This is a genomic window from Methanobrevibacter sp. (genome assembly GCF_030539665.1).
Taxonomy (GTDB): Archaea; Methanobacteriota; Methanobacteria; order Methanobacteriales; family Methanobacteriaceae; genus Methanocatella.
This window is the reverse complement of the sequence record NZ_JAUNXR010000004.1, coordinates 233,444-255,660: the sequence shown is the minus strand read 5'-3', so window position 1 is coordinate 255,660 and position 22,217 is coordinate 233,444. Positions and strand designations below refer to the sequence as shown.

Sequence of the window (22,217 nt, the reverse complement as noted above, 5' to 3'; positions counted from 1 at the left end):
TTTTAAAAATCACAAATTATTTTTATTAATAATCTTAAAATAATAACTGAATGAATGGAAAAATAAATATTAAATAAATGATTTTTATGTTCTCTAAAGCTACTTTGAAAGAAAGAAGACAGTATTATAGGGAAGAATGGTCTGAAAAAGATTTGCCTGACTTTATAAGCAAGGAAATAACAAAAAGAGAGTTTGGTTTTGACCATATAGGAAATGGACCAAATGATAGGTACAAAGTGTTTAAGGGAAAGGAGTCTTTAAGAAAATTCCTAAGGTACAAGTCACCATTTGCAGCCTATGTCTCTGTTGCTTTCTATAACAACCCTTCAAAAAGGCAGGATTGGCAAAAGGCAGAATTCATTTTTGATGTGGATGCAAAAGATATTCCAATCAGAACCTGCCAGTGCGACGGCGTTTGTGAAGTTTGTCTTGGAGAAGCTAAAGAAATCGTCAATAACCTCATTGACACATTAGAAGACGATTTAGGCCTTCAAAACATTCATTTAATATACTCTGGAAGAGGTTACCACATAAGAATTCTTGATGAGGAAGTAATGACAGAGGGAAGTGAGCTTAGAGGAGAATTGTTAAAGTATGCTGCAGGTGCAGAAGTGCCCAATACCGAATTTTCAAACTCCAATCTATCCAACAAATCATTCAACTTCGAGCATTTCTCAATACCGATAGGATATCCAAAAGTATTTACGCAAAGAGTAAAATACAATATCCAACATCTTGTTGGAAACGAGCAGATAGACGGCATCAATAAACCTTTAATGAAGGATATCATAAAATATCGTCATTTGGTTGATGAGGGACAATGGGGAATGTTTAAAAACAACATCGGACCAATTCGTTATAAAAAACTAACAAAGGCAATGGCCAGAACAAATCTTGAAACAATTGATGCAAAAGTATCAATAGATTTAAAAAGGATATTGCGTTTACCTTCATCACTTCATTCCAAAGTAAGCATGAAATGTGTTGAAGTGAAAAATAGAGAAACCTTTGATCCGTTTAAAGAAGCTGTTCCAAAATTTGTTTATGAAAGAAACTAATAAGAAGATGATACCATGAATCAAATACTAAAAGAAATATTAGAAGAAAGTGAATACTTCGAAAAAAATAATGAAAACATATATATCCCAAAATACTTAGGCTTAATTGTAAACAGCATTGTTGTTTATGATGTAAATTGGGTTATAATAACAGAAGAAGAATTAATGCTTATGAATGAACATGTGCAGAATCATCCAATAGCTTCAGTTCATTTAAAGAATATAAACTCAATATTAATAATAACAGAAGACGGCATAAAAGAAGTTTTATGAATCTTCTAAACAAATACTTTTTATTTTATTACCAATATCCATCGCATCCCCGTCTCCAGGGATAACATGCCAATCGTCGGCAACTTTTTTTGATTTTTCCCTTGCTTTTTCAAGAGAATCGTAATTTTCAAACATTTCGGTATCTTCAGAACGTATAGCTATTCTTCTTAAAGATTCCTCAGGGGAAACATCCAAAAAGAACATGTAGTTTGAAGTGGGCAAAACGATTGAAACTATCTTATAAACAATTATATTAATTACATTCGGAAGATAAACGACAGACATGATATATCTTGAAAAAATAAGAACATCAATGTCATCACTACCATAATAATATTTTATTACTGATCTGATTGCATCCCCAGCAAAAAATAGGGTAGCCTTCAAATGATTTAATTTTCCGGTTTTTAATAAAGCCTCTTTTGATTTTAATCCAAAGTAATTGTCAGGGGATGGATGAGAACGAATCACAACATTCTTTCCTTGGCTTCTATACATATCCTCCAACAGATTAACCTGTGTGTCCTTTCCAGATCCATCAAGACCGTCAATTACAATAAATTTCAAAATACCACCATAATAACATAATATAAAATAGCAGTTACAATACAAACTGAAACGTTATCCAATCCTTTAGGAGTTGAAGCTTCAGCAACAGTAGCTATTAAACTCATTAAAATAATAATCGGAATGTTTAAAGCAGGAGTGCTTGGATAACCGATAGCATTATAGAATGCAAATACAACAATTGAAGCTAAAATAATAACAATAAACATAGTTATTGAACCTTCAACTGATTTAGGGTCTCCTGATATATTATATTTATGTTTACCGTATTGTTGACCAACCACTGAAGCAAAACCGTCACCGTATACCATAGAAGCAATAGCCAATGCAACAATCCATAAGTGATTAGGCAATAAGAATATTAAAATAGTCCAAATTCCAGCATAATATACCAATCCCAAATCATGACCTGCTTCAGTAGCAGTGTTTTGAATTTGAATTGGGGAATATTTGGTTAACAAGAACGCGAAGACAGTCAATGGCAATGTTAAGAAGTAAACCATAACCATAGGGTCTTTAAAGAAAGGCATTATAAAAATACAATTTCCTACCATAATATGTAGGAATTTACGAGATAGTTCAGGTTTATGTTTCAAAAACTTTTCCGAAGATACGAAAACGATTGCAACATAAACGTAAACTATTATTAATGGTATAATATCGTAAAAATCCATGTTATCATTAATTAAATTTATTTAGATGCCATCTCCCCAGATGACGTAATAGGATAAAATTCAGTGTATTTTGAATTTCTTTCAATAGGGTGTCTTCCCAAGTTTTTAACCATATCACTTAATGTGGATATGGAAGCCTCAACACCATCAGGTGCTCCAGAAGCAGCAGATAATTCGTCTCCACCAAGAGTTCCACCCAAATCATTAGCTCCAGCTGTAAGTGCTACTTGAGCGAATCTGAATCCCATTTTTACCCAAGAAACTTGAATATTAGGAACTAAATCTTGGAGCATCAATCTAGAAACTGCATAGAGTTTTAAATCCTCAGTTCCTGAAGCTCCTAAATTTTTCTGACCTTCTAAGAATATAGGGGAATATTCATGCATGAAAGTCATTGGGATAAATTCTGTAAAACCTTTAGTCTCTTCCTGGAGGTTTCTAATGATATCAATATGTTCTACACGTTCTTCTAATGTTTCTACATGCCCATACATGATGGTTGCAGAACCAGGGATTCCAACTTCATGAGCGGTTCTTACAATATCAATCCACTCCTGTGTAGATACCTTTTCAGGACAAATAATCTTCCTAGACCTGTCTGTAAGAATTTCAGCAGCTGTTCCAGGCAGAGTATCGAGTCCTGCAACTTTAAGTCTTTCACAAGCTTCTGCTATATCTATTCCAGATACTTTAGCAGCATCGTTTATCATTGTCGGTGAAAAACCATGAATTAATGTATTTGGAAATTCCCCCTTTAAAAGCATTAGAAGATGTTCATAATATTCTATGTCTGCATCAGGAAGAACTCCTCCCATCAGACAGAATTCATGAGCACCATTTTCAACAGCAGGGGCCGCTTTTCCCAATATAGACTCATCATCCATAATATATGCTTCCGGATTGTCTGCATCTACTCCAAAGGCACAGAATCCGCATCTTACAGTACAAATATTAGTAAAGTTGATATTACAATTATTAATGAATGTGACTTTATTTCCAACGATTTTGCTTCTTAAATAATCAGCAGTTGCGAGTAAAGGATATAAATCTGATCCTTTAATATTCATCAAATAATTTCCCTCTTCAACAGAAATAGGCTCATCTAAAGCCTTGGTTAATATTTTTTCTGTTTCAGAAGAAACAGGTAATTTATCAAACATATATAATTATATGAGGATGATTAAATATAAAGATTTCTAATATTAAAGTTACATTATACTCCTAATTTTTTACCCATTTTACTTTAGAAGTTGTATAAATATAATGTTTTGAAAATACTGGGTTAAAAAGGCCATTAGTCAAATTTTCTGTGCTAAAAGATAATGCAACAGATTTTCTTAAATTATAATTAATCCTATCACCAACCGAATCCTGTTCTTTCTTATCAGTTATCGTATCTGAGCTTACCGTTACATTAAACTGTATTTTTTCCTTATTGTATCTAGAATCAAAACCCATATAATTATACTTGATTTTAATTAGATTTACCGAATTTGGAATTAGCAAATCATCTTTAGAAATTTCATAATCGCCATACACATCATCGGGAAAAACGGCAACGTCACCAACAGCTATCCCCTCATTGACACCGTTTCTTGCAGCGGCCATTGCAACCATCAGTTCGTTTTCATTTAAAATAAAAATGCTGCTTGAAACAAGAATCACGATTAAAACTCCTACAAGAAATATGAATTCCATACTCAACTGTCCTTTATTATCCATTAGATCCACACTCCATCAATAGATATCCCATTGTTTTCATGCTTTTTAATAATGTAAGTATTTCCACCATGCAATTCCACAGAATCTACTTTTAAATTATTCTTAACCAGATTTATTGGCATTATCTGATTTTTTGCCGTTCTGCCACCTCCATGAAATATTACATCATCTTTAGAAACCTTCAGCTTGTATGGGCTTCCGGAAATTTTGTCGGGAAGAGTAAATTCTTTGCTATAACCTTCACCGTTTGAATTGACCTGATTTATGTTATCGCAAACATCATCTAAAACCAACCGCGAATAGGAATGCATTGCAATATTCTGCTGAGAATTTGCATTATTGGTTGCCATGAATAAAATAAATGTAGCAATTAAAATTATCAAAAATATAGAAAATAGATATTGAATTGAAATAAACCCTTTATTATCCATATTTAGATAATTGAAGCGTTGTTTAAAATAATTTGTTCAAATAATCATGTGAAATTTATTTAAAGATATTAAAAAGCTCTTGCTCAAAAGTAATATATAATAAAAATATCAAATAAGATAATATGAAAGGTAAAGTAATTTTTATTGGTGCTGGTCCAGGAGACCCTGACCTCATCACAGTAAAAGGAAGAAATGCGATTGAAAAAGCCGACATTATAATTTATGCAGGTTCACTTGTCAATAAAGAAGTTTTGAACGTTAGAAAAGAGGATGCTGTTGTCTACAATAGTGCAGTTCTTAATTTAGATGAAATCATTGAGATAATCAAAGAAGGAATAGCTGAAGATAAACTTGTTGCAAGAGTGCATACTGGTGATCCGTCAATTTATGGAGCTATTGGTGAACAGATTCGTGAGCTTCAAAAAAATGATATAGAATATGAAATAATTCCAGGAGTTAGTTCCTTATTTGGAACAGCATCTGTCCTTGAAGCCGAATTAACATTGCCTGAAATTTCACAAACCGTTATAATTACTAGACCTGAAGGAAGAACACCAAAACCTAGAAAAGAAAGCATAGCAAGTCTTTCTAAACATGAAGCAACAATGTGCATATTTTTAGGTATTGGAATGATAGACAAAGTCGTGGAGGAATTGCTTGAGGGCTATACGGAAGATACTCCAATAGCTGTTGTTAAAAAGGCAACCTGGAATGACCAGGAAATAATTAAAGGAACCCTCAAGGATATTGCAGAAAAAGTAAAAGAAGCTAATATAACAAAGACTGCAATGATAATTGTTGGAGATGTATTAAACCCTGGCGATTTTACACCATCTAAGTTATATGATGCTAAATTTAAACATGAATATAGATAAAAAAAAGTTATGAAAATTCTTCTTCGGCTCTTGAAATCAATTGTAATTTTTCAAAGGCAACATCAGGAGAAGCTCTTCTAAGACCACAATCAGGATCTAAAATAATATGATTAGTTCCAAGAATATCTATGCCTTCACGAACAAGGTTTTGAACATCAGCATATGAATCAACTTTATTTACTGAAGTATCTATGCAACCAAAACCTATTTTCTTATTTTTAATTAAACCGACATTTTCTCTTAAAACATCAATATTAACATCATTTCCTGCAAATTCACAGTCAAGAATATCAATTTTGAACTTAGTCAATTCCTTAAAAACAGAATCCAGATTTCCACAAACATGCATAGAAATCGGAACATCAACACTTTCGGAAATTATGCTAATGGCTTCCCTTGCAGTTTTAAAGTCAACCATTCCAGTAGACAAGAACGGTTCATCTATTTGAATATATTTTGGATTGACATTTTTTTCAATAGCCATCACTTCATATTTGAGACTATTTGCCAAATCAAGAATAGCATCATTCTTATTTTTATAAAAAGAAGCAATTCTGGAAGAAAAAACAATAGTTGACGGACCGGTTATAATACCCTTAATCCCCTTTTTTTCAGGAACATCGCCATCAAAAAACTCATTAATTAAAGATTTGGCATACTTCAAATCTTTAACGGTTATTTCCTGAGTTGGTTTTTGTATTTTGCCATTGATAACAGTATTAGTTCCTTCCAAAGACATTCCAGGAATGTATTTTGTAAAAGAACTTACCATATCTCCCCTTACCTGACCATCAGAAATTACATCAATGCCAGCTTCCAATTGTTTGAAAACGGCTTTTCTAATAGCTGACTTGTAAGGATCATATAAATTAAAAACATTTAGAAGTTTGTCCTTAAAAGAAGCAGGTTCCTCTACATCAGCAGGAAAACTGCCAACTACTGTGGAATACATAGAAATCAAGCCAATTTTTTAATTTTTTCAAGTTCCTCATCATCAATCGGCAACTCTACGACAGCAGTACCATGACAAGGTTTAGTGTATGGAATTAATACTCTTTTTTCATCATTTTTAATTCCAATTGGTATTGGAGGTATTCCAATTATTCTAACACCTAAAACTTCATCTCCAGGTTTAACGTTGATGATTTCATCAGATTTGAAACGGATAATCATTGCACAGTCTTTAAAACCTGCCTGACTTGCAAGAATTTCATAGTCATCAGATTGTTGAAGATAAGTCTCTAAACAAAAAGCCATTATAACCCCTCCAATGCTTTATCGAATCTTACTCTTAAAGGTGTAGGATTATGGAATGCTCTAACAGCAACTATGTCTGCATCAGTATTTTCCTCAACTATATCCTTATATTCCTTAAGAAGTTCAGGGTCTTTTTCAAATACCAAAGCTATTGATTTAGTTTGAAGAAGATGGTAAAATGTCACGAAAAATGAAGCCGCAGCATCCTTATGGACAAAACCAACAAGCAAATCAAAATCCCCAGGACCGATTTCATTTAAACATTCATCCAAATCAACCAAATTGTGAACATAATAGTTTTCAGGATCAGACACTGTTACAAGTTTGGTTGCTGCAGGATTTGCAGCAATTGTTACATCATAATCTAATTTTGATAATTTATAAGCAGCATAAACCGCCATTGGAGTTTGTGAAGGAACTTCAGGACATCCCAATAATATTAAAGCTTTTTTCATAACTATCACCAATTTTAACTATTTCTTCTCTTTAAAGTAATTGCATTTGACAGAATAAATGCTGATATCACCATATACGAAAGCAATGCCATACCATTAATTGTTCTGTTAAAGATAAATAAACCAATTAAGGACTGGCTGATAAATGCAGTTAACGCACCAATTAATAATACTTCCTTACCTAAATATTTTTTGTTTTTGCTTTCTCTTTTTTGCCTATAAATAGTCAATACTTTAAATCCAACAATAATTGTTCCTAAAACAAATATCATTAAAGCAATTAAACCTAAATATCCAAAGTCAAATGTATACCCCATAATTCCCGGAAGCATGTAATCAACAATATCCTTTTGATTTACAAGTACACCGAAGAACAATGGGAATGGTAAACCAAATGCCAAAATTAATTGCATAGGTAATGAAATGTACCCTTCAGCAAATGCAGTACCTTCAGTTCCCCAAAAGGAAACCGCTCCACTATGACCTATTAACTGAGTGTTGTTCAACACCATCTTAATACTTGATAATGAATATTGCTCAATTCTTTGAAGACGTAACATCGGACTGAAAATTGTCATTCCAGTGGCTCTAGCAATTCCTTCCAATCCCAGGAAACCTAAAAGTGCGGCACCTAAGAATATAAACATCCTTTTGATAGTAAACACTGATTTTTGTCTGAAAGATTTGGAAATTATTAAATTTCCTATGAATAAACCAACAATCCATAATAATAAGAAAGACCTGTGCATCAATCCACCAAATATTGTAATTAAAAGGATTAAAAGATATACAAATCTCTTAAGACTATGTACATTAACTCCCGATTCTTCCATTACCTTTAACGATGCTAAAGCAGCGATAATTCCAAGAACTGCAAACGGTCCATAAGGGTGTGTAAATTCACTTTGCCCACCTGAAACCACAAGAAGTACAATATCTACTCCAAAAAGAAGAACTAAACCACCAGAAATAAAAAGTGATAAGAATGTCACTATACTTAATGAAATTGGTGCTAAATTAATAATAAATATAAATGAAACCAATAACATCAAAAATACTTCAACAATTAATTGTAAATGATTTTGAGCAATTAATATCATAATTTAATCACGAGTTTTATTTTTATAAAAAAATTAAATGGACTGACCGGGATTTGAACCCGGGGCCTCCGCCATGCCAAGGCGACGATCTACCATCTGAGCTACCAGCCCTAACGAGAAATATATAATACAATACTATAATTATTTTAAGTTATTTTAATATAAATAACTATTTATTGTAATTGCCCAAATCATAAATATTTTCAATTATCAGATTAAATAAATCATCTGTTTTTAGTTGGATTTCACTATTGTCAGCAGTGATGAAATCCAATGCCTTTTGAGTTATTTCATCAATGTTATTGGACCTGAACATCAAACCCTGATTAATATAATACTGATCAACTGATAATGTCTCACCCGGATAACATGAGATAACTGGAGTTTGCAAAATAGCTGATTCACGATTCATTGTTCCCCCAGCACCAATAACCAAATCACATTTCTTAATTAGGCTAGATGTGTCAACTGGAGGTTTTAGAATTGTCACGTTATCGATGTTTTCAAAAATTTCAGCCTGAGCCCTAAATCTGGGAAGAATTAAAATATTAGCATAATCTTTTAAAACATCGACAATAGGAGATAAAACAGATTTATGACAATCTGTATTTAAATAAGAAGCAAGAGACGGCTCCGGTCTCATTAAAATAGTTTTGGGATATTTCAAATTAAGATTCAAATCTGTAAAGATATTGTCATTATATTCGAAAGATTTGAAATGCATCAATTCAGAAGTCCCATTATAAGAAATAATTGAATTAGGATCAGCTCCAAATTTCATTAACTTCCACATGTCAATTATATTTGGAGTGATGATTCGATCACATAATGGAAGAGTAAGCTTGTTTGCAGCCAGAGCATGTTCATTATCTAAAACATATAAACTAGGAATACCAAGACCAAAGGAGATTCTTGGAAGTTCGATGGAATGCTTGCTAACCGCCACATCAATTTTTTCGTCTTTAATGACATCCAAAAGCCCAACAATACGATCAGTGCTTTCCTTTAACTTGTCATAAAGGCTTACTCCATGTTTTCCAACAGATATGAAATCAATATCATACATATTCATTAATTTATGGATATCACCAAAGTCCCTAGCTGTAATAATAACATCTTCACCTTCATTTTCAAGATATTTAATTATATCTTTAAAAAATCTAACATGAGGGGCATTTGAAATGTCTATCCATATCTTCAATGAAATCACCTAAATTTCTTCTTTTCTTTTAGCTATCGCATCGATAATTTCTTGAAGTCCAATTCCTTCTTTTAAACTACTTTTGATAACTTCAATATCTGGATTTAATCTTTTAGCATCTGCAACCATCTTATCTGCATCAGCGCCAACTGCATCAGCCAAATCCACTTTATTGATTACAATTAAATCGGAACCCTTGAATATTAAAGGATGTTTCTCTACAGTGTCATCACCTTCGGTAACACTTACAACAACAATCCTCATGTGAGAACCAAGTTCAAAATCAACAGGACAAATCAAGTTTCCAACATTTTCGATAATTAATAAATCAATATCATCCAAAGGTAAGTCTGCAACACCATGACCCACTAAATGTGCATCCAAATGACATTCCTTACCCGTATTTAATCCTACAACAGGAACATCGTGCTTTTCAATTCTTCCTGCATCAAACTCACTTATTACGTCACCAGCGATTACTCCAATATTATAATCTGTATTTTCAATAATATCTTCAATCAATGATGTTTTTCCAGAACCAATAGCTCCTACGAAATCAACACAGAAAATACCATTATCTTCAAAATTCTTTTTATTTCTATCTGCTAATTTTCTATTAGCATCCATAATGTTTTTTTGAACTTCAATATCTGCTACTTTATGCACTAAAATCACCTCTATTCTTCATCAGGTTTTTCAATTACAATATTCTTTACTACACAATCTTTTCCATTTAAAATAGAAATTCTTAAGTTTTCACAATTTGGACATTCTATAATAGGAGCATAATGATCGCTGTCATCCAAATTAGCCACTCCTTCATATCCGCATTCAGGACAGTTAATTGTAACAGGAATTTCACTTATGTCAATTTTTGCATTTTCAGCAATTGTATTTTCTACAAGCACATCTAATAAAAATCTTAATTGCTCCGGATTTAACATGGCTAATCTGCCCACTTCAATATAAATTTCAGTAACTTCCGTAGCATTATTATTTTCAGCTGTTTCAAGAACAGCATTTATTATTCCTTGAGCCATTGACAGTTCATGCATTCTTATTACTCCTTATAAAATAAACTTTAATATATTATATATGTTATTTAAATATTAATAAATCTTTGGAAAAATCAATTTAATATTCTAATTCGAACAAAAGCTCTGAGGCCATTTCATTAGCCGAATCAATTGAAAGGGCTTTTTTGGTGAACATTACAGCTCCAGATTTGTCGCCTTGCCTATATAAAATCCTGCCAAGCAATGCATAGGCGTCTGCATATCTTGAGTTTTTAGCAATGATATCGTTTAGGATGTCTTTGGCTAAAAAATAATCTTCCTGAACGTACAAATCATATGCTTCCTCATATAAAATGTCTTCCTCATTTACGGTTGGTTCCTTTTGAGGTTTTTTAGGTTTCTCAACCTTTTTGATCTTCGGTTTATGAATGATTTCTTTTTTGTTTGGTTTTTCTTCTACAATAATCTCTTTTACTCCTTCCTCATCCTCTACCTGACTCAAGAGATAATCAATTATGTATTTTGTGGTATTTTTATTGAGTGGCTTGTTATCGTTGCCGCATTTTGGAGAGTAAATGCAAGAAGGGCATCCCTCTTTACAATCACAATTCTCAAGCAAATCCCTTGTTGATTTCAATAGATCCACAAAGACGTCAGCAGCTTTTTCTGTAATTCCCATACCCCCTTCATAGGCATCGTAAATGAAAACGCTTGCCTCTTGAGTGTCTGGATGGTAGTCTGTTGAAAGTCCTCCAATGTCAAACCTGTCACACATCACATGCAATGGAAACAGACCTATCAAAGCATGTTCTGCCCCATGAAGACCGCCAGGATAAGATTCATCTTCAGGGAATTCCTTTTCGATGGCGTTTTTGACGTCCTCAGGTACTGTAAACCACAAACCTTTAGTTTTGAATTTAAGGGGCTTTAAATCAAGCATATTAACTCCCAATACTTTGGAATATTGCATGAGTTTATACTTATAATAATCTTCAGTTACTGTCAATTCCCCAAAATTAATAGTTAAATTGCCATACCTTGTTTTAGATATTTTTTTATCTATATTGATTGCAGTATCATGCAAGACCATTGTGTGATAGTCAACATCCTCCTTTACGACATTTACAATCTTTTTGGAGAAGTTAATGTTTTCAACCCTATAAGTTTCACCCTTATTAATTAAAATAGCTCCCTCATGAGCTTCACGATACATCTGTGAGCGGTCCATTGTCTCCAAAACCTTTCCCCTGTTCATTATCATAAAAGTTTCATTGGATAACTGGTCAAGAGAATGATTGAAAGCAGGATTGTCGTTGTGATTATAGATATATTGATTTTGAGGAGTTCTCCTAAGTATCCTATCACGTGAAAATTTATCCAATATTTCCTTATCTACTCCAAAATATTTTTTGCCCTCTTCAATGGTAATTGGAAGTTCATATGCCGCACAAGCCAAATGCGCATCCCTTAAAATATTATTGTTTAAATCTATGATTGCATTTTCATGTGGCTTGTCAAAAAAGAACTTAGGATTGTTCATGAAATATTGATCCAATTGATTTTCAAAAGCAACGAGAATTGCCAATGATTTTTGATTGCTTCTTCCAGCCCTTCCACTTTGCTGCCATGTTGAAATCATGGTCCCCGGAAACCCTGAAATGACAACTGCATCAAGTGACCCTATATCAATACCCATTTCCAATGCATTTGTACAGGTTACTCCCAAATACTCTCCTGATTTTAACTTATTCTCAATGTCTCTTCTTTCTTCAGCCAGATATCCCGCCCGATATGCTGCAATTCTTTCTGTCCATTTTGGTTTTATCTGATTCATGTCATGCTTAGACCAGCGTGCAATCAGTTCTGCGGTTTTACGAGAAACAGTAAAACATAAAGTCTGAATCTGTTTCAGCATCAAATATAAGAATATTCTCTCGGTTTCCAAGTGAACGGAAGGTGCTTCGGTTGCATTTTTTGCCCTGCGCCTATAATTTTTAAATGGATTGTATAAAATGAAATCTTTCTCTCCGCTAGGGGAAGTGTCGTTGTCAACCAAAACAAATTCCTCCCCAGTCAATTTATTAGCCAATTCTAATGGATTGGCTAAAGTGGCTGAAGACAAAATGAATTGAGGTTTGGCCCCATAATGGTTTGCTATCCTTTTAAGCCTTTTAATTAAATAAGCGACATTTGAACCAAAAACTCCTTTATAAAAATGTGATTCATCAATGACTATGTATTTTAGGTTCTTATAGAATTTTTTCCATTGATGATGCCAGGCCAATATCAAGTGGAGTTGATATGGATTTGTTAAAACACATCTTGAGCTTGATCTTATGCTGGCCCTTTTTGACTTTGGAGTGTCCCCATCATAGGTATTGGGATTCAAATTTAATTCCAAATCTTTTTCAAGGCCTTTCAAAACATTTAATTGATCGTTAGCCAATGCCTTTGCAGGATAAATATATAATGCTGTAGCCTCATCATTTTCTATTAAGGTATCCATTATGGGTAAATTAAAAGCCAAGGTTTTTCCAGAAGCCGTTGGAGTTGTTATGATGATGTTTTCCCCATTTTTCGAATGTTCATATGCGTCAGCCTGATGACAATATAATTTGATTCCATTAGATTCTAGATATTTTATTAGAACATCATTTAAACCATCTATTTTTTTAAATTTAGCTTCTTTGGCAGGGATTGTTTCCACATGTGCAATCTTATCCCTATAATTAATATCATTTTTAAATGTATCAATCGCTTTTAATTTTTTAGCCATAATAATCTATAAAAAAAGTTTTACATTCAACTAACTATAATAGTTATAGCTGTTAATATTAATAAATATTACATTAATTGTTCAATTTTTCTTTTAAAATTTCGAATAAAATAATTAAAAATTGACTGCTGGCCTTAATTTTAAAATAATTATCATAATAATCTGTTAATTCAATGTATCCTGATGAAAATAGCTGAGGTTTGATTAGATCTATGGTTCTGATGTCATTGAATTTGATTAAGAATTTTTTTATTAATAATCCCTCTTCTTTTATTAAGATATCCGTATTAATCCATTCCCTGTTGTAAAAAATACTTTTGGAAAGAGGCTTGCCAAAACGAACTTTGAAGTGAACCCCAACAGGCTTTTCGATTTTAACTGGAAAACCTTCATTGTTTAGTTTATTTTCCAATAGATTTCGAATATCATTATTATTCATAACAACCTCTTCAATTATACAAGAATTATATTTAAAATAAAAGATTTAAACTTATTATTTTAATAAAATATCAATTTAAAATTCTTAAATATAGCAATTATTCTTTATTTAAAATATATTAAAACTCATATATAAATTATATAGAAACGATATGAAAAATATTTTATAATAATGTTATAAAAAAGGACCTTTAAACTACTTATAAATATTATTAACTCAATAAAAATAAACAATTGAAAGAAAAATTGGAATTAATATGATTAGTTATGAAGAATTTGAAGAAATTGTTGTAGATATACTCAAAAGAGACATATCCACAAATGAAGAGCAAAATGAAGCAATTTCTGCTAATCCAAACGAATCACTATTTATAGTGGCAGGACCGGGATCAGGAAAAACAACCGTAATAGTGCTGAAGATATTGAAATACATTTTTGTAGACGATATAAATCCCACTGAAATAATGGCCACCACATTCACCCGTAAAGCTGCTGATGAGCTTTATTCACGTATCCTAAGCTGGGGAGACCAGATTAAAAAATATCTAATGGAAAACATCAACATCGATTTTAGTGATTTCAACGCCGTTGAAGAGAATTTACTTAAGATTGAAAAAATTGATTTTAACCAGATAAATATAGGTACAATTGACGGAATAGCTGAAGAAGTTTTAAGAGTCCATAAGGAACCTGGAACCAACCAGCCAGTAGTGATTGAAAATTTTATTGCAAAGGCAGCAATGGTAAATTCCGGACTTTTGAATACCAATAGACATCAAAATAAGGATTTGCAAGAATTTTTAAAAGCATTTAGCAATTACGGTAGACTAGAAGAGCATCCTGAAAAGATGGGAGACATCCTACTGGAGATGAAAAACAGAATGTACTATGACCAAATTGATAAAGGCAAACTTCTAGAAACTGTAAACAACAATCCTGGAGCTATAGAAGCATTAAATGCAATCAAAGATTATGAAGAGGATATCAAAAGGAGAAACATTATAGATTTTCCAATGCTTGAAGCAAAATTTCTCAAATATCTGAAAAACAACAAATTGGATGTGTTTTTAGATGATATAAAAATAATTCTTGTTGACGAATATCAGGATACAAACCTGATCCAGGAAGAAATCTATTTCACAATAGCCAAATCCGCCTTAAAGAATGGGGGAAACATAACTGTAGTTGGAGATGACGATCAATCATTGTATCGTTTTAGAGGAGCTACAGTAGACCTTTTCACTAATTTTAAGAAACGTGCCTTTGAAAAATTAGGAATAGAAGTGAAAGAAATCAATTTGAGAACAAATTACAGGTCCAGTAAAAACATAATCAACCACTGTAACAGATTCGTTGAAATCGACCATAAATACCAGCATGCAAGGGTGGAAGAAAAACCCAAGATAATCGCGCCTAATTTGAAAACAGAGAGCATACCTGTTCTTGGAATGTTTAGGAACAATGTGGAAATGCTAACACATGACTTGGCTTTAATGATAGGAAAACTGGTAAATAAAGGAGAAGTTGATTTAAAAGTAAAAAAGATTATCAAACATGGCATTAGTGAACCTGCAGGAGACGTTAAAAAGATAACCCTTAAATTAGATGAGGAATATGGTTCCGCTTCAGACATAGCCGTTTTAACTTTTTCACCAAAAGAAACAAATTTGGGAAAAAATCTATTCCCGTTCTATTTGAGAAAAAACCTTGAAAGATTGAAAAAGCCGATTTATGTATACAACCCAAGAGGCCAGGATCTGCAGGATATCGAAGAAGTTGCAATATTCTGTGGCTTGATGTTGGAATGTATTGATCCAGAACAGAAAATAGAAAAAAACGACAAGGGAATTTCCAATTTAGCTAAAAGAAATATGAATAAATGGCGCAGATTAGCAAGAGACTTCATAAAGACAAATCCGGAGCCCCATGAACCATTTACGCTAAAAGAATTTGTAACCGCATGGCAATTAAGACAACCGAAAGGTCATGAAAAATGGCCCGAAACAGCTAGCTTGATGGAACTTGCATATAAGCTCATTACATGGATTGAACCTTTGCAAGAAGATGTTGAAGGTATCGTCTATTTAGAAGCAATTACACAGACAATTACACAAACAGGATTCTTCAACAAGTTCTCAGGACACGTTTATTTCGATAGTGAAGAGAATAATGAAGAAAGCATAAAAGAGGCCATTTACAACATTTTTATTCCCATAGCCACAGGAGGTGTTGAAATTGACGAATCGCTTCTTGAAACTCTTCCGAATGATAGGATAAACATAATGTCAATCCACCAGTCAAAAGGTTTGGAATTTCCATTGGTTATTGTTGATGTAGGTTCCAGATTTAATAAAAACGATGTTAGAACTCAAAGATTCAGATTTCCGAAAAAGCCTCCTGAAAAAGAATCCCTAGAAGATGCAATACGCAACCATAGTGCTCTTGGAAAAAACGAAAGGGAAGAAAAGGACCGTGCATTTGATGATTTGACAAGACTATATTTTGTTGCATTTTCACGAGCTGAAAACGTTCTTATTCTAGTTGGCCTAAATCAGGGAATAGATGGATATAACATTAAAAACAAGAAAGTAAAAATCCCCAATGTTGCTTTAGGATGGGATAGAGACGAGAATTTTAAAGGTTTTGATGAAATTTATATGATATGAAGAGGGATAAAATGAAATTATCTGCAAGAAGTGACGCTTACATAATACCTGAATACAGCTTAACAGGAGACCTTTTGTCTTTTTTGACATGCAATCTCCAATACCGATATCAAAATAGGGGAACTCTTCCGCCTTCAATGCCGGTGCAATTATGGTTTGGAGAATTTATTCATGGAGTTATGGAGGAAGCATTTTTAGAATGGGAAAATACAAAAAAACAATTCCCATGGGATTGGAAAGAAGATGTGAGACCTATTGAAGACATGATTGATTTAAGACTTCAAGTAAGAGGGTTGTATCCTCCGAAAAATCATTTCTTTACAACAAACTCACCTGATAGCAAAATAACTTCCGATGATATAAATGCACATGACCATAAAAAATTAGCTAGTGCTCGTGCCCACGAAGCCATTAACACATGGGGGCCTCATTTGTTTCCATTAATCGACTCTGCTGAATTATTGATAAAGGGATTAAGAAATATGCCCAATTATGATGAAAAGAAAAGCAGGTCAAACTATTATGGGATAAATGGAGTGATTGACGTTTTAAGTTCAATAAAAATTGATGAAACGATTGGAAACAATCAGTCCATTCTGGATAATTATACAAATAAGATAATTGAATTTCTAAAAAAGGACACCGATTTTCAAAAGAACATCTCTGAGATTGATGGAAATGAATATGAAATAATCATCGATTATAAGGGAATGAAAAGACCATCAACTTCCGATAAAACTTGGGAACATCACAAACAGCAAATCCTAACATATTCCTGGCTTAGATCAAAGCAGGAGGATGCGAAACCTATTGTTGCAGGAATAATATTCTATTTGAACGAACTTGTCCCATCATACGAGGATTTACAGTCCATGCAAATAGAAATCGAAAATGACCAAACAGACATTGAAATTGGTGAAGAAGATTTTGATAAAATTATGAACTGGGATAAAACAAAAGACTATCCTCAGCTTTCCGATGAATTAAAAGAAAAAAGGTCCTTTAGGATCATAACCATAAATGAAGATGAAATTGACAATGCACTTGAAAAATTTGATGCTGTTGTTTATGATATAGAAAAGTCAATTATTGATGAAAGAGATGGCTGCAATATCAAGCAGGCCTGGAAGGCGGAGGCTGAAGAGAGAACATGCAACGCTTGCGATTTTAAAACCTTCTGCGGAAACGAAAAGAATAAAAAGAAAAATTTTAAAATACCTTAATCTAATAATTAAAAGTAAGTGGTAGTATGATAGATGAAATTTTAAAAACAAACAAGGACAATTGTGAAATTTTTGAAAAGCATGCAAAGGTAACTTCAAAACCTGTAGCTGTTAAATTCTTTGACAGCCCAGACGAAATTCCTGAAGGTATAGATTTAATTGATGAAACTATTAGACATTGCCAAATGGTTAAAAAAGCATCATTCGGTGAAAAATTCTACAGTACTCTTGAACAGCAACAATGTAAAGGTGGAGCTGGAGCTCTTGGACTTGGACCAATGCCTCCAAAAGTAGCCAGTGGAGAGACTTACTACAATCTTGGCAGATTTGAAAGTCTTGAAATTGCTAAAGACACTGTAGATGAATTATCCGTCGTTCCTGTTGAACATAAAGGAATTATTTATGCTCCTCTTGATGAAGCAACATATGAGCCTGACGTTATTGTAATTATTTCCGAACCTATTAGTGCAATGAAAATAGCTCAAGCACTGGTTTACAATGATGGGGATAAAGTTAGACCTAATTTTGCTGGAATCCAATCATTATGTGGTGATGCAGTAGCAAATCCTATCATAACTAAGGGAGTCAATATCACCATGGGATGTGACGGTTCCAGAAAAGCGGCAAAAGTTAAAGATAATGAATTGGCTATTGGAATTGCAAAAGAGAAAATTGAACAAGTCGTTGAAAGTTTAATGAATATCTAGAAGATGTTTGTAATCTTTATAATGATTTATATTCAATAATTCCAATTCATTTTTTTCTTTTATACCCCAAAATTCATATCCGTCCTTAAAGATTCTTCTAAGGATTGGATTTAAATTATCATTTTCATTTTTTATATATTCTATTAAATTATTTCTATTCATTGCAAAGGGCATTCCCAATCCTTCGGCGGTATCTAACAATCCTGTTTTTCTTCTTCTTAAAACTGAAACCGTATTGTCCGGATTGTCGGCATTTAAAAGAGTATCGATTATGTTGTTTAATGTTTCTGTTGATACTGTCGGTTGGTCTCCTGTAACGCATAATGCATATTTTGAATTGGTATTTTGGAGACCATTCAAAAGAGATACTGATAAACCTACATCAACAGGATCATTAACTACAAATTTTACATTATCATCATAATTTTTAGAAATAGCTTCAATTATTTCATCTTTATAATGACCAAGTACAACAATACATTCCCCAATATCTAAGGATAATACATTATCGATTGTATTCTCAATTACTGTAGAATTATTTAATGGAAGAACAAGTTTATTTTTAACTTCAAGATTGTTTTCCAGTTGGTCTTTACGCATTCTGGAATTCTTTCCAGCTGCAGTAATAATAGTTGAAATTGACATGAAAATCAAAAATATAAAAAAAAAGAAGAAAATTGGATTACTTAGCAGGTTCCAATTTTACAATTTTAGCATAAATATACATACTTGGACCTTCACCTTCAGTCCACATTATTATTTTTATCGGTACATCATAGGTGTTAGTTACTTTAATATCTTCTGCAGGATTATATCCAAACAATACTGCATCTTCATCATTTACCATACCAACAGGCAAGCTAAATCCTTCTGCAAGCACAGCCCCTCTTAAAGCTCTAGCAGGAGGGCAAACCCCGTGAGATGCACTTCCACCCGGAGCGTTTGAATCTGAAGCAGAACCGAAATCAATATATGCCTTACCATTACCTGAAGAATGTGGAGGAATAATAGTATTATTCCATGCATCTACAAATTGACGAGCATTATACTCCCTAACGGTATCACCATATTCTGGATGTGACCCTAAGGTAGTACTATAGACTTCACCTGACTTATCAGTAGTATTACCCATATACAATACAATAGGAGTTCCGACAGGATAAGCAGCTACATAATCTGAAACGTTTTTACCAAATATGTCATATACCTGATCAGCCAACACATCTGCCCTTCCATCAGAGAAGTTAGAAATACCCTTTTCAATTACGAAGGTAGAACCATTTTTAGCTTCGTCATTATACCAGTTCTGAATTGTTGTTATATTGAAAAAGTCACTGGTCCAATTCTGATCTTTGATTTTTTCAACAGGAACATGTTCAATAACAGTATGGTTAACAACCACATCCACACCATCGTCATTTTTCACAAGAGTTTTGGATGGTACGCTGTAACCCCAAATATATGTATCAGGTTTGTGAATAGCTAAGTTATCTCCATCATAAGTTAAGTATCCAGGACCATCAAAACCGGTTGCCCTACCATATCCATCAATATTTCCACTTGACACCGAAGTCATATCAAAGGGTACGGCACCAGTTGTTAATGAAATCATCATACCAGACAAATCTAAACTAGTAATCTGATGAATTAAAAAATTAAAATTGCTAATAAGCGGAACTTCCATTACTTCTCCATCAGCACCAAGAATTGAATCCCCCTCATATACTGATTGCCCTATTGGAAAACCATATGCTTCAGCTAAAGTTTTACCAGAAAATGTAGGGTGATTAACAAATGAAAATGCAAAAAGGAGAATGGAAACACAAAAAAGTACAAGAATAATTTTTACTGATGTGTCTCTCCAATTACTCATAAAATAAACACCTTAATAATAATGATAAATTAATAATATATATTTATATAAAAATCTTATTATTTATATATTGTCTCGCTAACTACAATTTTTAGACAAAGTTTTTATTCTATCCTGAATTTCAATAATTGTTTCCTGACCATTTCCTCCAATAAACATGGCGTTTTCATGAGAAAACTCAGCTACAAGAGCAATTAATTCATCAAGATTGTTGACAACTTCCAATCGACCATCATAACCCAAATAGTTTACTTTTTGAACAGCCATGTCAACAGTATCATCCAAACCTGGGAAAATAACAATTACTTCAGGATTGTATTTGACGACTTCATCAAGCATATCTAGCCTATCTGACTCATTGAATCTAGGAGTTCCCATAAATATGGCGTGGAATTCATCCTCATTTAAAACAGACTTTAAAGCATCAATATTATCAGTTTTACCTATATAAATCTTTGAATCGTTTAGAGGATATACATCCAAACGACCTTCAACAGCCTTGAAATCGGCCAATGCCTTGAAAATGGTTTCTTTAGGAATCTTAAGCTCACTGGCTATTGCAGTTGCAAGACCTGCATTAAACCTATTAAATTCACCAAAGATTTGCAGATTTGCTTGAGATTCAAAATAATAGAATAAATTATCTGCAGCTTCCTTAAAATTACTTTTAAAATCCTGATTATGGTTTATGACAACATCATTTCCCTTGAAAAACCTTACAAGAGCGTTTTTATAGTTTGCAACAGTTCCATGAACATCCATATGATCCATGCCCATGTTAGTGAGACCTATCAAATCAAAGTCAAAACAATAATTGCAGAAATCAAGAGTCATGTCACAAACTTCAATTAATAAAACATCCGGACTGGACTCTTCAGCTTCTAAAATTAAATCATAATATCCGTCAAAGCCACCACCACCGTTTCCACCTACAAGGACCTCTAAACCAGCGCTTTCAAGAATTTCCTTAATCATATGTACAGTAGTGGTCTTACCATTGGTACCTGTTATTCCAATAGTAAAAATATCCTTATGCTTGGTCAAAACGTCTGAAAGAAGTTTTCCACTTTCAACAATCCTATTAGCAAAACTGCTTCCCCACATACTAGGACTAAAAGCTACCGCATCTGCATTCTCAATGGAACTTTCATCAGTATATCCCAGATCAATTTGAATATTTTTAGAAATGACTGTCATACCATTCCCCATATTAGGAACATCCAGATTCACTACTGACACATCCAATCCTTCCAAATCAATATTCGGATTCAAATCAGTAGCATAAACCTTCCAACCATGTTTTAAAAGAGAATTAGTGGCCTTTTTTCCCTCTACGCCCAAACCAATAACTGTTGCCTTCATATAATAGTACCTTTAATAAATAATTTCAATAGTATAATATCTTTTTAAAAGTTAATAAATATTTATTAAACAAAAGAAACAATATTAAATAAATAAAATAGGTGAAAAAATGTTCGAAGAAGATTATGATGATAAAATTTATAATTTAATAATAAGTAATGGATTCGATAAAGAACACGAATACAGGCAATTTGTAGAAAAAATATATTCAAAACCAGAATTCCTATGGAAAGAATCCATATCAGGATCATATGCATCAGCAAGTCCTGAATTTTTTGAAAACATTGATGCAATAATTCTCCTTGCAGGTTTATATAATTATAATGAAGATACATTTAATGATCTGTTGGAAGCCAGCGAAAAATACGATATCCCAATAGTCCTAGTAAGACCATACGGATTAGAAGAAGTTCCTGAAAAGCTAGAAGAAAAGGCAAAAACAATTGTTGGATGGAATGCAAATTGCATAATTGACTCTATAAAAAGTGCAATAAACCTTAATGAAAACGAAGAATGTGAATTATAAACATTAAACATCTATTT

At 32.9% G+C, this 22,217-nt stretch carries 24 protein-coding genes and 1 tRNA gene; 7 read left to right on the top strand and 18 right to left on the bottom strand.

Annotation, left to right across the window (positions count from 1 at the left end; all coding sequences use genetic code 11):
• Positions 1–86: 86 nt before the first annotated feature.
• Both priS and Q4P18_RS06895 read left to right on the top strand, forming a co-directional pair.
• Entirely contained in the window at positions 87–1,058 is a 972-nt protein-coding gene (priS, locus tag Q4P18_RS06900) for a DNA primase catalytic subunit PriS (protein ID WP_303337177.1), read from the top strand.
• Positions 1,059–1,073: 15 nt separating this feature from the next.
• Positions 1,074–1,331 (top strand): hypothetical protein, encoded by a 258-nt coding sequence (locus Q4P18_RS06895; RefSeq protein ID WP_303337175.1) that lies wholly within the window; start codon positions 1,074–1,076, stop codon positions 1,329–1,331.
• Here Q4P18_RS06895 and Q4P18_RS06890 read toward each other — a convergent pair.
• The 5 genes from Q4P18_RS06890 to Q4P18_RS06870 form a co-directional block, all read right to left on the bottom strand.
• The gene (locus Q4P18_RS06890) at positions 1,326–1,898 is read right to left on the bottom strand and encodes a thymidylate kinase (protein WP_303337173.1); all 573 of its coding nucleotides are present in this window, start codon (positions 1,896–1,898) and stop codon (positions 1,326–1,328) included. The genes Q4P18_RS06895 and Q4P18_RS06890 overlap by 6 nt on opposite strands.
• Positions 1,895–2,572 carry a diacylglycerol/polyprenol kinase family protein gene (locus Q4P18_RS06885; protein WP_303337171.1) on the bottom strand — a complete coding sequence of 226 codons (678 nt, stop codon included), beginning with the start codon at positions 2,570–2,572 and terminating at the stop codon, positions 1,895–1,897. Before Q4P18_RS06885 ends, Q4P18_RS06890 begins: the two co-directional genes overlap by 4 nt.
• A gap of 17 nt (positions 2,573–2,589) precedes the next feature.
• The gene (gene cofH, locus Q4P18_RS06880; protein WP_303337169.1) at positions 2,590–3,732 is read right to left on the bottom strand and encodes a 5-amino-6-(D-ribitylamino)uracil--L-tyrosine 4-hydroxyphenyl transferase CofH; all 1,143 of its coding nucleotides are present in this window, start codon (positions 3,730–3,732) and stop codon (positions 2,590–2,592) included.
• A gap of 61 nt (positions 3,733–3,793) precedes the next feature.
• Positions 3,794–4,294, bottom strand: coding sequence for a class III signal peptide-containing protein (locus Q4P18_RS06875; RefSeq protein WP_303337167.1), 501 nt, complete (start codon positions 4,292–4,294; stop codon positions 3,794–3,796).
• Positions 4,294–4,644 carry a hypothetical protein gene (locus Q4P18_RS06870; RefSeq protein ID WP_303337165.1) on the bottom strand — a complete coding sequence of 117 codons (351 nt, stop codon included), beginning with the start codon at positions 4,642–4,644 and terminating at the stop codon, positions 4,294–4,296. Before Q4P18_RS06870 ends, Q4P18_RS06875 begins: the two co-directional genes overlap by 1 nt.
• Before the next feature lie 203 nt (positions 4,645–4,847).
• On the opposite strand from Q4P18_RS06870, the gene cobM reads away from it, so the two are divergent.
• Positions 4,848–5,600 carry a precorrin-4 C(11)-methyltransferase gene (cobM, locus tag Q4P18_RS06865; RefSeq protein ID WP_303337163.1) on the top strand — a complete coding sequence of 251 codons (753 nt, stop codon included), beginning with the start codon at positions 4,848–4,850 and terminating at the stop codon, positions 5,598–5,600.
• A 7-nt stretch (positions 5,601–5,607) separates the two neighbouring features.
• On the opposite strand, the gene Q4P18_RS06860 is transcribed toward cobM, so the two are convergent.
• From Q4P18_RS06860 to Q4P18_RS06815, 10 genes are all read right to left on the bottom strand, one after another.
• Positions 5,608–6,552, bottom strand: coding sequence for a methionine synthase (locus tag Q4P18_RS06860; RefSeq protein WP_303337161.1), 945 nt, complete (start codon positions 6,550–6,552; stop codon positions 5,608–5,610).
• A 5-nt stretch (positions 6,553–6,557) separates the two neighbouring features.
• The gene (locus Q4P18_RS06855; protein ID WP_303337159.1) at positions 6,558–6,857 is read right to left on the bottom strand and encodes a DUF1894 domain-containing protein; all 300 of its coding nucleotides are present in this window, start codon (positions 6,855–6,857) and stop codon (positions 6,558–6,560) included.
• A complete protein-coding gene (locus Q4P18_RS06850) occupies positions 6,857–7,312 on the bottom strand; it encodes a DUF1890 domain-containing protein (protein ID WP_303337157.1) in 456 nt (151 codons plus the stop codon). Before Q4P18_RS06850 ends, Q4P18_RS06855 begins: the two co-directional genes overlap by 1 nt.
• 14 nt (positions 7,313–7,326) lie before the next feature.
• Positions 7,327–8,412: a hypothetical protein gene (locus tag Q4P18_RS06845; RefSeq protein WP_303337155.1), complete on the bottom strand. Its 1,086-nt coding sequence runs from the start codon at positions 8,410–8,412 to the stop codon at positions 7,327–7,329.
• A gap of 38 nt (positions 8,413–8,450) precedes the next feature.
• A tRNA-Ala gene (locus Q4P18_RS06840) sits at positions 8,451–8,523 on the bottom strand.
• A gap of 58 nt (positions 8,524–8,581) precedes the next feature.
• Entirely contained in the window at positions 8,582–9,622 is a 1,041-nt protein-coding gene (locus Q4P18_RS06835) for a DUF354 domain-containing protein (protein WP_303337153.1), read from the bottom strand.
• Complete coding sequence (gene hypB, locus Q4P18_RS06830) at positions 9,623–10,279, bottom strand: hydrogenase nickel incorporation protein HypB (protein ID WP_303337151.1); 657 nt, start codon at positions 10,277–10,279, stop codon at positions 9,623–9,625.
• A gap of 11 nt (positions 10,280–10,290) precedes the next feature.
• On the bottom strand, positions 10,291–10,668 hold the full coding sequence (gene hypA / locus Q4P18_RS06825; protein ID WP_303337150.1) for a hydrogenase maturation nickel metallochaperone HypA: 378 nt from the start codon (positions 10,666–10,668) through the stop codon (positions 10,291–10,293).
• 79 nt (positions 10,669–10,747) lie between these two features.
• Positions 10,748–13,405, bottom strand: a complete 2,658-nt coding sequence (locus Q4P18_RS06820) for a DEAD/DEAH box helicase (RefSeq protein ID WP_303337147.1) — start codon at positions 13,403–13,405, stop codon at positions 10,748–10,750.
• A gap of 73 nt (positions 13,406–13,478) precedes the next feature.
• Positions 13,479–13,844 (bottom strand): hypothetical protein, encoded by a 366-nt coding sequence (locus tag Q4P18_RS06815; protein WP_303337145.1) that lies wholly within the window; start codon positions 13,842–13,844, stop codon positions 13,479–13,481.
• Positions 13,845–14,100: 256 nt separating this feature from the next.
• On the opposite strand from Q4P18_RS06815, the gene Q4P18_RS06810 reads away from it, so the two are divergent.
• The 3 genes from Q4P18_RS06810 to Q4P18_RS06800 are packed head-to-tail and all read left to right on the top strand — an operon-like array spanning position 14,101 to position 18,439.
• Complete coding sequence (locus Q4P18_RS06810) at positions 14,101–16,509, top strand: UvrD-helicase domain-containing protein (RefSeq protein ID WP_303337143.1); 2,409 nt, start codon at positions 14,101–14,103, stop codon at positions 16,507–16,509.
• A gap of 11 nt (positions 16,510–16,520) precedes the next feature.
• A complete protein-coding gene (locus Q4P18_RS06805) occupies positions 16,521–17,732 on the top strand; it encodes a PD-(D/E)XK nuclease family protein (protein ID WP_303337141.1) in 1,212 nt (403 codons plus the stop codon).
• A 26-nt stretch (positions 17,733–17,758) separates the two neighbouring features.
• Complete coding sequence (locus Q4P18_RS06800; protein ID WP_303337139.1) at positions 17,759–18,439, top strand: DUF169 domain-containing protein; 681 nt, start codon at positions 17,759–17,761, stop codon at positions 18,437–18,439.
• On the opposite strand, the gene Q4P18_RS06795 is transcribed toward Q4P18_RS06800, so the two are convergent.
• The 3 genes from Q4P18_RS06795 to Q4P18_RS06785 all read right to left on the bottom strand — a co-directional run bounded on the left by Q4P18_RS06795 (position 18,425) and on the right by Q4P18_RS06785 (position 21,674).
• Entirely contained in the window at positions 18,425–19,084 is a 660-nt protein-coding gene (locus Q4P18_RS06795; protein WP_303337137.1) for an NTP transferase domain-containing protein, read from the bottom strand. The two genes, Q4P18_RS06800 and Q4P18_RS06795, sit on opposite strands and share 15 nt — an antisense overlap.
• 37 nt (positions 19,085–19,121) lie before the next feature.
• Complete coding sequence (locus tag Q4P18_RS06790; RefSeq protein WP_303337135.1) at positions 19,122–20,312, bottom strand: hypothetical protein; 1,191 nt, start codon at positions 20,310–20,312, stop codon at positions 19,122–19,124.
• 78 nt (positions 20,313–20,390) lie between these two features.
• Positions 20,391–21,674, bottom strand: coding sequence for a Mur ligase family protein (locus Q4P18_RS06785; protein ID WP_303337133.1), 1,284 nt, complete (start codon positions 21,672–21,674; stop codon positions 20,391–20,393).
• Between the two features lie 109 nt (positions 21,675–21,783).
• On the opposite strand from Q4P18_RS06785, the gene Q4P18_RS06780 reads away from it, so the two are divergent.
• Entirely contained in the window at positions 21,784–22,200 is a 417-nt protein-coding gene (locus Q4P18_RS06780) for a nuclease (protein ID WP_303337131.1), read from the top strand.
• The last annotated feature ends 17 nt before the right edge of the window (positions 22,201–22,217 follow it).